At 62.3% G+C, this 11,909-nt stretch carries 8 protein-coding genes and 1 tRNA gene; 5 read left to right on the forward strand and 4 right to left on the reverse strand.

Translation table 11 applies throughout. The features are described from left to right. Positions 1 to 2,004, reverse strand: coding sequence for a cytochrome o ubiquinol oxidase subunit I (gene cyoB, locus ASF26_RS09280; protein WP_018042804.1), 2,004 nt, complete (start codon positions 2,002 to 2,004; stop codon positions 1 to 3). A gap of 132 nt (positions 2,005 to 2,136) precedes the next feature. Continuing rightward, a complete protein-coding gene (cyoA, locus tag ASF26_RS09285) occupies positions 2,137 to 3,261 on the reverse strand; it encodes a ubiquinol oxidase subunit II (protein WP_056252537.1) in 1,125 nt (374 codons plus the stop codon). 368 nt (positions 3,262 to 3,629) lie between these two features. Here cyoA and ASF26_RS09290 point away from each other — a divergent pair, with 368 nt between their 5' ends. Beyond that, on the forward strand, positions 3,630 to 4,961 hold the full coding sequence (locus ASF26_RS09290; RefSeq protein WP_056252539.1) for an MFS transporter: 1,332 nt from the start codon (positions 3,630 to 3,632) through the stop codon (positions 4,959 to 4,961). 1,055 nt (positions 4,962 to 6,016) lie between these two features. Here ASF26_RS09290 and ASF26_RS09295 read toward each other — a convergent pair. Next, entirely contained in the window at positions 6,017 to 6,544 is a 528-nt protein-coding gene (locus ASF26_RS09295) for a hypothetical protein (protein ID WP_056252542.1), read from the reverse strand. Positions 6,545 to 6,761: 217 nt separating this feature from the next. On the opposite strand from ASF26_RS09295, the gene argC reads away from it, so the two are divergent. The 3 genes from argC (at position 6,762) to ASF26_RS09310 (ending at position 10,478) form a co-directional block, all read left to right on the forward strand. Next, positions 6,762 to 7,697 carry an N-acetyl-gamma-glutamyl-phosphate reductase gene (gene argC, locus ASF26_RS09300; RefSeq protein ID WP_056252543.1) on the forward strand — a complete coding sequence of 312 codons (936 nt, stop codon included), beginning with the start codon at positions 6,762 to 6,764 and terminating at the stop codon, positions 7,695 to 7,697. 1,433 nt (positions 7,698 to 9,130) lie between these two features. After that, positions 9,131 to 9,664 (forward strand): MucR family transcriptional regulator, encoded by a 534-nt coding sequence (locus tag ASF26_RS09305; protein WP_056158029.1) that lies wholly within the window; start codon positions 9,131 to 9,133, stop codon positions 9,662 to 9,664. A 737-nt stretch (positions 9,665 to 10,401) separates the two neighbouring features. Further along, positions 10,402 to 10,478 (forward strand) — tRNA-Arg (locus ASF26_RS09310). A gap of 185 nt (positions 10,479 to 10,663) precedes the next feature. Here ASF26_RS09310 and ASF26_RS09315 read toward each other — a convergent pair. Next, positions 10,664 to 10,957: a hypothetical protein gene (locus ASF26_RS09315; protein ID WP_056252545.1), complete on the reverse strand. Its 294-nt coding sequence runs from the start codon at positions 10,955 to 10,957 to the stop codon at positions 10,664 to 10,666. Between the two features lie 300 nt (positions 10,958 to 11,257). On the opposite strand from ASF26_RS09315, the gene ASF26_RS09320 reads away from it, so the two are divergent. Continuing rightward, the gene (locus ASF26_RS09320) at positions 11,258 to 11,857 is read left to right on the forward strand and encodes a cysteine hydrolase family protein (RefSeq protein WP_056252547.1); all 600 of its coding nucleotides are present in this window, start codon (positions 11,258 to 11,260) and stop codon (positions 11,855 to 11,857) included. The last annotated feature ends 52 nt before the right edge of the window (positions 11,858 to 11,909 follow it).

Consider the following 11,909-nt stretch of genomic DNA (forward strand, 5'->3'; position numbering starts at 1 on the left):
TCAGACCCGACCTTCGAGCATCCGCGTCCGTTCAGTCTCGGTACCGATGACGGCGTCGGCCGAGATGTAGAAGTCGCGGTTGTAGTTGAACGTGTGACCGATGGCGACGACGGCCATGGCGATGAAGGTCAGCGCCGCAAGCCACCAGATGTACCAGATCATACCGAACGAGAAGCCGATGCTGAGGATACCCAGGATCATGCCCGTACCGGTGTTCTTTGGCATGTGGATCGGACGGAAGCCCTTGAGCGGTCGCGCATAGCCGCGACGCTTCATGTCCGACCACGCATCGTGGTCGTGGATCACCGGCGTGAAGGCGAAGTTGTAGTCCGGCGGCGGGGAGGAGGTCGACCATTCGAGGGTCCGGCCGCCCCACGGATCGCCGGTGTGGTCACGCAATGCTTCGCGCCGCATGAAGCTCACCACGAGCTGGATGATGAAGGAGAGGATGCCGAGGGCGATCAGACCGGCGCCGAAGGCGGCGATGATGAACCAGATCTGCAGCGACGGGTCGTCGAAATGCTGGACGCGGCGGGTCACGCCCATCAGGCCGAGGACGTAGAGCGGCATGAAGGCGAAGTAGAAGCCCGAGAGCCAGAACCAGAACGACATCTTCCCCCAGAACGGGTCGAGCCGGAAGCCGAAGGCCTTCGGGAACCAGTAGGTGATGCCGGCCAGCATGCCGAACAGCACGCCGCCGATGATGACGTTGTGGAAGTGGGCGATGAGGAACAGGCTGTTGTGCAGCACGAAATCGGCCGGGGGCACGGCGAGCAGAACGCCGGTCATGCCGCCGATGGTGAAGGTCACCATGAAGCCGATGGCCCAGAGCATCGGCTCCTCGAAGCGGATGCGGCCCTTGTACATGGTGAAGAGCCAGTTGAAGAGCTTCGCCCCCGTCGGGATCGAGATGATCATCGTCGTGATGCCGAAGAACGAATTCACGGAGGCGCCCGAGCCCATCGTGAAGAAGTGGTGCAGCCAGACGAGGTAGGACAGGATCGTGATGACCACGGTGGCGTAGACCATGGACGCGTAGCCGAAGAGCCGCTTGCCGGAGAAGGTCGAGACGATCTCCGAGAAGACGCCGAACGCCGGCAGGATCAGGATGTAGACCTCCGGGTGACCCCAGATCCAGATGAGGTTCACGTACATCATCGGGTTGCCGCCGAGGTCGTTCGAGAAGAAGTGCGTGCCCACGTAGCGGTCGAGGGAGAGCAGCGCGAGAACGGCCGTGAGGATCGGGAATGCGGCGACGATGAGGATGTTCGTACAGAGGGCGGTCCAGGTGAAGATCGGCATCTTCATCATCGTCATGCCGGGGGCACGCATCTTCACGATGGTAGCGATCAGGTTGATCCCCGAGAGCAGGGTGCCGATACCGGCGATCTGGAGACCCCAGATATAATAGTCGACGCCCACGCCCGGGCTGCCGGCAGGGCCGGAGAGCGGGGGATAGGCGAGCCATCCGGTGCGGGCGAACTCGCCGACGAACAGCGAGGCCATGATCGTCGCGGCACCGCTGACGGTCATCCAGAAGCTGAAATTGTTGAGGAACGGGAACGACACGTCGCGCGCGCCGATCTGCAGCGGCACGACGAAGTTCATCAGGCCGGTGACCAGGGGCATCGCCACGAAGAAGATCATGATCACGCCATGGGCGGTGAAGATCTGATCGTAATGATGCGGCGGCAGATAGCCTTCGTTGGCACCGAACGCCATGGCCTGTTGCGAACGCATGAGGAGCGCATCGGAGAAGCCGCGAAGCAGCATCACCAGGGCGAGCACCACATACATGATGCCGATCTTCTTGTGGTCGACGGAGGTGAACCAGTCGCGCCACAGCGGACCCCACCAGCGCATGTAGGTGATGAGGCCCAGAAGCCCGACGCCACCGATGGCGACGCCGATGAAGGTCACGAGCAGGATCGGCTCGTGATATGGGATGGCTTCGAGAGTCAGGCGCCCGAAGACGAGCTTCTGAAGATCGAGATTGGCAAACATGGGATCGCTTCGTTCCCGGTTGTCGGCGAGGGGACGTACCGATCGACTCGGTACCCGTCTCTCATGGGTTCAATTTAGTGGTGCCGTCGCCGTGACGCGCCTGTCCCGAAGGCCGCGCGTCATCGCGTCGGCCTAGCGGTTCAATTGTGCCGGGGCAGGGTCTCTTTGCTTCGTGTCCGGCCCGGAATGGTCGTGGTGGTGGTCATGCCCCTTGGCGGGGTCGACCTCTTGGGTACGCGGCTTCTTCTCGGAGGCAGGGAACGTCGCACCCTGCGCCTCCTCGCCGCGGACGGCATGACGGTTGTCGTAGCGGAGCCGCTCTTGGTTGGCGTGGCTTTCCTTGCCGGCGCCGCCCTTTGAATCGATGCTCATCATCTCGCCCATGCACATCTTACCCTCGATGACACACATGTTGAGGATCGCGTTGTAGAGGCCTGGAGCGACGGAGGAGTAGTAGCTCACCGGCTCACGCTCGCTCGGCTTTTCCAGCGCGATGAAGGCGTCGCGGGTGAGCTCCTTACCCTCGGCTTTCGCCTTGGCCACCCACTGGTCGAACCCTTCCTGGGTTACGCCGTGGAACTTGAAGTTCATCCGCGAGAAGCCCTCGCCGCTGTAATTGGCCGAGAAGCCTTCATAGACGCCAGCCTTGTTGATGACGGCGTGCAACTTCGTCTCCATGCCGGCCATGGCGTAAATCTGCCCCGCCAGCGCCGGGATGAAGAACGAGTTCATCATGGAGGCCGAGGTGATCTTGAAGTTGATCGGTACATCCACCGGTGCCGCGAGCTCGTTCACCGTGGCGATGCCGAGATCGGGGTAGAAGAACAGCCATTTCCAGTCGAGGGCCACGACCTCCACGGTCAACGGCTTCACATCCGGCGAGAGGGGCCGCGAGGCGTCGATGCGGCTGAGGGGCCGGTAGGGATCGAGCGTATGCGTGCTGATCCAGGTCAGCGCGCCAAGGGCGATGATGATCACGAGCGGGGCGGACCAGATCAGCACCTCGAGCTGCGTCGAGTGGTGCCAGTCCGGATCGTACTCGGCTTCGGTGTTCGACTGACGGTAGCGCCAGGCGAAGAAGAGCGTGAATGCGATCACGGGTAAGATGATCAGCAGCATCAGCCCCGTCGAGGCAACGATCAGGTCACGCTGGCGCGTGGCGATGTCGCCCGCGGGTTGCATGACGACCATGTTGCAGCCCGACAGGAGGGCCACGAGAGGCAGGATAGCGAGAGCGCGCAAGGATCTGGATGACATCCGACCGGCTGCAGTGAGACGTCCGTGGACGGAACGTCGGGAGGAAACATCTGGTTTACGAAAAGCGGCGGTTCGGACCGGACCGCTTACCGCGACACCGGTTCGATACGGGCTTCTCCTGCGCAGTGCAAAGGCGCCCTGGCAAGGGCCTGCGGCTTCAATCAGCCGGGCGTTTAGAGCATAGCTGATTTCTCAGACGAGAGGCAGTAAGAAGGGGAGCATCAATCGCGGACAATATGCCATAGCGATCCGCGAAACGTTCCGTTGCATCGCTTTGCCGCAGTGCAACAAGCCTTCATAATCGGAACACAGGGGCGCGCCAAGTGCGGCGTGTCCTCCCACCCTTCAAGCAGCGAATGTGGCCGTCCATGAGCCAAGATTACGCGTTGCCGACCCCGCCGCATCTGAGCACAGGTGCCCGGGCCGGCGCTACCGAACCCGAAGTCGCCCCCGGCGACATTGCCGTCGGCGTCCTCATCGGCCGGACGTCGGAGTTCTTCGACTTCTTCGTCTTCGGCATCGCCTCGGTATTGATCTTCCCGAAGGTCTTCTTCCCGTTCGTGCCGGCGCTGGATGGGACGCTCTACGCGTTCGCTCTCTTCGCCCTCGCCTTCGTCGCGCGGCCCATCGGTTCGGTGATCTTCATGGAGATCGACCGGCGGCACGGGCGGGGTGTGAAGCTGACCATCGCCCTGTTCCTGCTCGGCGGCTCTACGGTGTCGATCGCCTTTCTGCCGACCTATCACAGCATCGGCATGGCCTCGATCTGGCTGCTCGCTGCCTTTCGGATAGGGCAGGGGCTCGCCCTCGGGGGAGCCTGGGACGGCCTGGCTTCGCTCCTGTCGATCAAGGCACCCAGCGATCGCAAGGGCTGGTACGCGATGATCCCGCAGCTTGGAGCGCCCATCGGCTTCGGGCTCGCCAGTGCTCTATTCTCGTTCTTCCTCGCCAATCTGACCATGGACGACTTCCTGGATTGGGGCTGGCGGTATCCGTTCTACGTCGCCTTCGCGGTGAACGTGGTCGCCCTCTTCGCCCGGCTTCGCCTCGTCGCGACGGAGGAGTTCACTCAGCTGCTCGAGACCCGCGAACTCGCCCCGACCCCGGTCTGGGAGATGATTCGCGCACAGGGCCGGACCGTCCTCATCGGCGCTTTCGTGCCGCTGGCGAGTTTCGCGCTGTTCCACCTCGTCAGCATCTTCCCGATCAGCTGGATCACCTTGTTCACGAAACGCTCGGCCGGAGAGTTCCTGCTGGTACAGTTCGTCGGCTCCATCGTCTTTGCTGGCGCGATCGTGATCTCGGGAATCGTGGCGGATCAGGTGGGCCGGCGCAGGCTGGTGGGAATCGCCGCCAGCCTCATCGGCCTGTTCAGCCTCGCCAGCATCCTCGCGCCCCTGCTGTTCGGCGACAGCGAGACTGGTCAGACGATCTACGTCCTCGTCGGCTTCGGTCTGCTCGGCCTCTCCTACGGCCAGACCTCCGGCTCCGTGACCGAGTATCTTGGAACGCGCTACCGCTATACCGGCGCTGCGCTCACCTCGGACCTCGCCTGGCTGATCGGAGCCGGCTTCGCGCCGCTCGTGGCGCTCAGTCTGTCGAGCCGCTTCGGCTTGGCCTGGGTTGGCGTGTACCTCCTGTCCGGCGCAGTCGCGACCCTGTGCGCGCTCGCCATCAACCGGAAGGTCGCTGCTTACTGACGTCGGGGTGAGAGGCTCTACGAAGAAAGGCCCGCATGCCATGCATGCGGGCCTTTCTCGTTCCAGTGCGTCTCTCAACGTATGGTGGCGCAGGCGACAGCGGATGGGCCGACTGCAAGATCTCCCTGACGCGGATTGTTGAGGGCAAAAGCGCCTGTATCTTCACGCGGGAAGAAGCTTGGACCAAGCTCACGCTCGAAGAAGCCATTGCCGACTTGGTAGAAGCAGCGGTCCTTCACGGCAGTCACAGCGAAGCTTCGCTGAAGGACAGGTTGTTCGAGGGGTACGCCACCACGCGGCACTCCGCCACAATAGCCCGAGATATCAACAGGGGCCGGCCCGTCGAGCCTGATCGACCGGGTGGTGCCGGGGCGAACCGTCATAGTGGATCCGCTACTCTGGCCCACCACCAAGGTCATTGTGGACCGGTTAGTGACCTGTCGCAGGCACGACGCTTCGGCCGTGCTCAGGCCAGTCGCCAAAACTGTGAAAGATGCAAGACCTGCGAAAACGAGGGTCGGGCGGATAAGCATGGCGTAGCCTTTCGAGTTTCAGAATTGCGGGAAGCGCCGCGACGCGGATGTGCCAGTCAGGTCAGCGATTGATCCCGCCCGGGCCACCCGAGGTTCCGCCGGTGCCGGGCAGGCCACCGGTTCCCGGCGGACCGCCAACGCCGGTGCCGACGCCCGCGCCGGACGATGTGCCCGTTGCCGCGCCCGCGCCACCGACGGGAACCTTGCTGGCAGGAGATTTTTCCGCAGGTCCGTTGGCTGGAATTGTCCCGCTCGACGGCGCCTGGCTGTGCCCACCCTCCGGTGCCAAAGCCTCACCGCGGCTCGACGGAACGGTACCGATGCCAGCCGGCGCTTCGATGATCCGCGCGACGACGGCTCCCGTCGGAGACAGGGCGAGACATAGGCTGAGAACGACGGGTCTGGCGATCATCTAGGCAAATTCCTGAACGGCGGGTGATGTCTGGGGCAGAACTCCGCGCGGTTCAGTTCCGTTCAAAACGGATATGGAAGACGAGCTTGGGCATCCGCATGGCCATGCGGTCACGCGACATGAAGCGCCTTTTCGAGTTCGTCCTTCGACATGGTTGACCGGCCACGAATGTTCGCGGACTTGGCCTTCCGCATCAGCTCCGCCTTCGTCGGGCCGCCGGACGCCCTTCCTTGCTTGGTCCCGGCCTTCCTGGCGGCCGCGGATTTCTCGGCCACATCCCTTGGCTGATTGGAGAACTGCTTGCCGTCCTTGGTGTCCGCGCGCTTCTTTCTCGTGGAGCGGTCATACTCGTCCTTCGACAAGGATGAGCGGGCCTTCTTTGGAAGATAGCGCTCCCCGGTCTCACCGCTGGGCTTGCCGGATTTCGTATCCCATTCCTCGTTCGACCATTGCGTCAGGCTGTTCTCGTCGGATTTCTTGCCCTTGTAGCCGCCTCCGGCCTCCTTATAAGCCTTCGTTGCCGCCTGAGCCTTGCGGGCCGACCATTGCCCAGCCTTGCCTCCCTTGTCGGAAGCGGTCACCTCGGACTTGATCCTGTCCCATAGTTTAGGGTCGGTCTTTTCGGCGCTGGCCGCCATCGTTCGAGCCTATGCTTGTTTCCGTGCGATCAACCTGCACCGAGGGGGCCGGTTCCCGGTGGACGGCGTGTCATCAATCCGTGAAAAAGCAACACGATACAGGCGGCGCAGCCGGAAACGTCGTAGAACCGCGATGTTGACTTGAGAGGCCGCAGCCTCCACCCCGCGAACGCGCAGGGCGGCTCCCATCCCAGGCGAGACGAACGGGACTTTTGGAATGAGTGAGAGCGCAGTGGCGAAGCCTACAGTGTTCATCGATGGCGAGGCCGGGACCACCGGCCTCGGCATTCGCGAACGCCTGGAGCGCGAAGGCCGTGTTTCCCTGAAGAGCATCCCGCACGAGAGCCGCAAGGACATAGCGGTCAAACGCGCCCTTCTGGCAGATGTGGATCTCGTCGTTCTCTGCCTGCCCGACGATGCGGCGAAGGAAACGGTGGCCTTGGCCGATGGCCTGCCCAATGGCGGCCCCCGCATTCTGGATGCGAGCACCGCCCATCGCGTCAGCCCTGGCTGGGCTTACGGTTTTGCCGAATTGAATGCCGGACAGGCACACGTGATCCGCGAGGCGCGGCGCGTTGCGAATCCCGGCTGCTATCCGACCGGTGCCATCGCTCTCGTGCGGCCACTGGTCGATGCCGGATTGCTGCCGCCCGATACGCCCATCAGCGTCAACGCGGTTAGCGGCTATAGCGGCGGCGGCAAAAACATGATCGAGGCTTATGAGGCCGGAGAGGCACCGGCTTTTCAGCTCTATGGTCTCGGCTTTGCTCACAAGCATCTGCCGGAACTGCAGGTCTATGGCGGCCTGACCCGCCGGCCGATCTTCATCCCGTCCGTGGGAAACTTTCGCCAGGGCATGCTGGTGAGTATCCCGCTCCACCTCGATATCCTTCCGGGGCATCCGGATGCTGCTGCGCTGCAAGCGGCCCTCACCACGCATTACGCCGGAAGCACGATGGTAACCGTGGTTCAGACCAATCCGGACGACAAGCCGCACGCCGAAGCTCTGAACGACAGCGATCACCTCGAATTACGTGTTTATGGTACGCCTGACCATGCTCAGGCATTGCTCTTGGCCCGGCTCGACAATCTCGGCAAAGGCGCATCGGGTGCCGCCGTGCAGAATATCGGCCTCATGCTCGGTCTGGATTGATATCGCGAGGCGGATTGGGGAAGAGGTCGAATCACATCATATCATTGGTGCCGGACATGCCCCAATCCGCCCGATCGTTACGCTCCCGCCCGTAGCAATGATTATCTCGCACGACGACGGCATATCGCGATGCCAGGGACCGGGAAAACAGCTCCCGCTGGTTCGTTCAGCACCATCATCGAGGGTCTCCCCGAGGATCAACCCGTAGCATGCGACCGGTCGGGTACCGGAAAAGTACGATTCGGTCATCCAGAAGAGGCACAGCACCGTCTTCCGCCCATTGCAGAAGCCGTCTCTCGCCTCGCGCCGATCTATTCCTGCAGGCGCCCAGTCCCCACTATCTCCACGCGCTTGAATTGCATCGGTGCCAGCCTACTGAGGCACCGCCATCACCTGTCGATCGCATTCCAGCGAAGTCGCCTGCCGTCACCTCCAGACACGGCCCGGCTTTCTGATGCCGAGAGACCAGTGACGAGCGAACTATTTTGCAAAATGCGAGCTTGAAGCTAGCAAGACCGATCGATTTTTATTGTCTGAAGATACGATTTAAATGCACAGCCAAGGAACTGTTCATCGCCGAGCAAGTTAGCGGTCGATGCTCGGTTATTCTGTGAAAGTGAAGGCTCATTCATCTGTGGCGAGCGAAGCAGGATCCACTGCCGATCCTCTGACCATTGCCGACTGGCCCTGATCGGTCCTGTGACAAGATGATCGTTTGTCCTGTGGTGGAAACGATTTCAGACGGAAGAGATACAAACAGACTTGCCGCACCATATGACCATTCAGCTTAAATCATAGTGGGAGAACATACATACGACTTTATGAGAGTATACATCGCCGCAGACTACGTGCAATCTGATGGCATAGACCATGGCGATCGCGATGCGAGGGCTGCCAAGCGTTATGTGTCCGACTCGTTCGTAGACCGGCAAGTGTTGGAAGGGGAGCGTTCTGACCGATACTTCAACGGACGCACCGCCAAAGGGAGAGCGACCATTGCGGTTGGCGACCGCGCGATGTCCGTACATGGGCCTTTATCAAACATGTCCATAATTGGGATCGATTGCCATGAACGCGAGGCTCGACCGCCCGGGGCTCGGAGGCCAAAAAGTCTGCAATGATTGGTTGAGACTGTTTTTATCGATGCAGCGTCCCGGTGGCAAAGTTCTTCACGCCGTCCTTCGCTTGGCCCCATGTTGAACGGGCTTCCGTGACACTCTATTGCGGCAGAACGAGCGACAAATTCTGTTCGCTTCGCCCTCCAAACGTATGCGCAACCAACGATATGGGGCTCGCAGACGGCGAACAGGCGAAATATTTGAACGATTGATCCGTAAACCAGTGGATTTCTTTCAATAACATCTTGCTAGACGCGCGAACGGAGCATAGGCTAGCGTACAGTATCAACATAGCGAACCGATGGCGCGAATATCATGAGTGAATCCGACACCGACTCAGCCCGTCTCATCACCTTGGCAGCGGATATCGTCTCCGCGTATGTCAGCAACAATCACGTCCAGAGCGCCGAACTGCCTAAGCTCCTTAGCGATGTGCACGAGGCTATCCGCTCGGTGAGCACGAGCAGCGCGCCTGCCGCTGAGACCGGCCCGCCGAAGGCGACACCACAGGAAATCCGCCGCTCCGTGACGCCGGATTACTTGGTCAGCTTCGAGGACGGCAAGCAGTACAAGACGCTTCGGCGGCACCTCACCCTGCGCGGGCTGACCCCCGAACAGTACCGGGCCAAATGGGGCCTGCAGCCAGACTACCCGATGACGTCGGCTGCCTATTCCGAACAGCGTTCGGAATTGGCTCGCGCCCTTGGTCTCGGTCAGCAGCGTCGCAAAACCGTATCCCCCGTATCCAAGGCAGCGCCCGAGGAAGTCGTGAGCGAGCCGGAGGAGGAAGCCGTCGCCGCCCCGCCTGAGAAGAAGCGCCGTGGCCCCCGCAAGAAGCAGGCGGCCTGATTCTTACCTGACGGCGCCTGTTTGGGCGACGTCGGATGTATCTGATCGATGACAAAAAGGCCCATTCCCAGCACAATGCCGGGAGTGGGCTTTATAGTGACGAGACAGCTTTGCTGAATATCTTTGCTGCTGCCCTGAGAGCTGACGGTCGGTAAGCAACAGATGCGGAGCAGGTTCATTATTCACTGTCGGTTTGGCCTTGTACCATCGATCTCCGCATTGAAACCGGGGAGAGCCGGTGGCGTCGCACGCTCCCCTTCATCGTCACGGTCGCTGGGAGGTCTGCCGGAAGTCCGGCAATTCGGGTTCGGTACCGCTGGCAAGGAGACTGCGCCATCGGGTCGTTCGGCTTTACCGTCTCGGTCACGGCTTAGGAAGGCATCTGCCGCCTCGGCGGCGTCGATGGCGAGCCCCGTCGATGCCCCCTGCCGAGAACGCGCCGACTGTGCCCGCCCATAGCCTTACAGTTACATAGCGGACCTCCTGTGCAACCGTCGCTGACAAGAACTCGACTGCGCAAGCTTGCCCAGGTAAAGCCGAAGATGACCAGGAGGCCTGAGCGGCATGCCAGGCCCGGTCCCGAGATCGCTGAGGCTGCGGGTCCCAGACCGGCTCCCGCCAAGGCGACCGAACGGACGTCGTCGCTCCCGCCGGCAAGCTCTCGCTGTGTGAAGCTTGGGTTCGCCGGAGGCTAATGACAGGTCGGGAGGGCGGTGCTAGACGGGGCGCGGCACCCCGACTCCGTAGCTCAGCTGGATAGAGCAGCCGCCTTCTAAGCGGCAGGTCGTTGGTTCGAGCCCAACCGGGGTCGCCATGCACGCTTTCGCGGTGATGACGCGAGGCTGATCCGGGTACCTCGGTCTCCGCTTCCTTTCAGGACATGAAGAAGGCGCCTCCGATTGTCTCGGAAGCGCCTTGTGGATCACCACGGATGCACCCTGGTCCTTGCCGATGGGCAAAGATGCTCCCGGCCCGGCCGGGAGCATAGCCCTTCACCGCTCAGTAGCCGAACCGCACGTAGGGTCGGGGGGCGTAGCCATAATAGGGGCGGGGGCCATAGGCGTAAGGCCGGTAAAACGGACGGGGCCTATAGCCGTAGCCATAGCCGTAGACCGGCACCGGACGAGGCGCGTAGTAGCCGAACGCACGGGATGTGGCCCGGCATCCGAACGCGGACGGATAAAAACCGTAGCCGCAGCCGCCGGCGGCCTGGGCTGTCGTCGTGCTCGCGGCAGCCATCGTCAGGCCACCGATGACGGCGCCGACGAGGCCGAAAGTCTTCACGTGTTTCATGACATCAACTCCGGATCGCATCCCCTCGGGACCACAGCTTCACCTCGGGGCGTGCTGCATCAAGACACCCGACCGCTGAACAAATTCTGACATTTTCGCTACCTGGACCACCCGACGGCGACCCGGTGCTTGAACGCGCGATTTCGTGATTGAGAAAGGCGCGAACGCGAGCCTTACGCTCCGACCGGGTGCGGCCCCCCCCCCGCCGTGACGAATGGGATTGACGTCGACGGTGGATGGGGTCTCCTCCCCCGCCGCGTTCTTACGCCCATCATGCCTTCGACAGATCGGAACCTCGCCATGCCAGACCTCAAGACCCTTCGCGACGTCTCGGGCCTGAGCCCGGCGCCGGCCCGATTGCGCGCCTCCGCCCTGATCATGATCGACCTGCAGAACACCTACCGCGAGGGAATCATGCGGCTGGAGCAGGTGGAGCCCGCCATCCGCGCCGCGCGCGAACTCCTCGACCGTGCCAGGGAGGCCGGCATCCCCATTGTCCACATCCAGCACGATGCCGGGCAGGGCTCGCCCTATGACATCTCCGCCGCAATCGGGCGGATCAGCGACGAGGTGGCGCCGCAAGCCGGCGAGACGGTCATCGTCAAGAACTACCCCAACGCCTTCGTCGGCACGAACCTGCAGAAGCATCTCGAGGAATCCGGCGTACAGTCGGTGCTGCTCGCCGGATTCATGACGCATATGTGCATCAACTCGACGGCGCGCGGCGCCTTCAACCTCGGCTTCAGCCCCACGGTGGTGGCGTCCACCACCGCCACCCGTTCCCTGCCCGGCCCCGATGGTTCGGTGGTGAGCGCGAGCGCTCTGCAGGCCGCGAGCCTCGCCACCCTCGGCGATCTCTTTGCCGTGATCGCTCCGGGCATCGGCGACATCGCGGATTGACCCGTCCCGGCGCCTCGTATCCGCCGGACGGGAACGTGTGCGGCGCATCATC

The organism is Methylobacterium sp. Leaf93, from assembly GCF_001422345.1.
Lineage (GTDB): Bacteria > Pseudomonadota > Alphaproteobacteria > Rhizobiales > Beijerinckiaceae > Methylobacterium > Methylobacterium bullatum.

Excerpts from the sequence above, each read along its gene's own strand:
- cyoB (WP_018042804.1), bottom strand. The coding sequence starts at position 2,004 with ATGTTTGCCAATCTCGATCTTCAGAAGCTCGTCTTCGGGCGCCTGACT.
- cyoA (WP_056252537.1), bottom strand. The coding sequence starts at position 3,261 with ATGTCATCCAGATCCTTGCGCGCTCTCGCTATCCTGCCTCTCGTGGCC.
- ASF26_RS09290 (WP_056252539.1), top strand. The coding sequence starts at position 3,630 with ATGAGCCAAGATTACGCGTTGCCGACCCCGCCGCATCTGAGCACAGGT.
- ASF26_RS09295 (WP_056252542.1), bottom strand. The coding sequence starts at position 6,544 with ATGGCGGCCAGCGCCGAAAAGACCGACCCTAAACTATGGGACAGGATC.
- argC (WP_056252543.1), top strand. The coding sequence starts at position 6,762 with ATGAGTGAGAGCGCAGTGGCGAAGCCTACAGTGTTCATCGATGGCGAG.
- ASF26_RS09305 (WP_056158029.1), top strand. The coding sequence starts at position 9,131 with ATGAGTGAATCCGACACCGACTCAGCCCGTCTCATCACCTTGGCAGCG.
- ASF26_RS09315 (WP_056252545.1), bottom strand. The coding sequence starts at position 10,957 with ATGAAACACGTGAAGACTTTCGGCCTCGTCGGCGCCGTCATCGGTGGC.
- ASF26_RS09320 (WP_056252547.1), top strand. The coding sequence starts at position 11,258 with ATGCCAGACCTCAAGACCCTTCGCGACGTCTCGGGCCTGAGCCCGGCG.